The sequence below is a fragment of the Terrisporobacter mayombei genome, assembly GCF_020748465.1.
Taxonomy (GTDB): Bacteria; Bacillota; Clostridia; order Peptostreptococcales; family Peptostreptococcaceae; genus Terrisporobacter; species Terrisporobacter mayombei.
The window spans coordinates 1-306 of sequence record NZ_JAHZMP010000315.1; the positions used below are offsets into that span (position 1 = coordinate 1).

At 47.4% G+C, this 306-nt stretch carries 1 rRNA gene; it reads right to left on the reverse strand.

The window, feature by feature from the left end:
* Positions 1 to 306, reverse strand: a 23S ribosomal RNA gene (locus K0039_RS21785); the annotation flags it as partial.

Consider the following 306-nt stretch of genomic DNA (forward strand, 5'->3'; position numbering starts at 1 on the left):
GGGTTTACGGCCTGTGGGATTCTCACCCACATCTCGCTACTCATGCCAACATTCTCACTTCTATACAGTCCACATCTCCTTACGGTAATGCTTCAATCCGTATAGAAAGCTCTCCTACCCATCATAATGATGCCGTAGCTTCGGTAGTACGTTTTAGCCCCGGAAATTTTCGGCGCAGGATCACTCGACCAGTGAGCTATTACGCACTCTTTAAATGAGTGGCTGCTTCTAAGCCAACATCCTGGTTGTCTGTGCAATCCCACATCCTTTACCACTTAACGTACATTTAGGGACCTTAGCTGACGA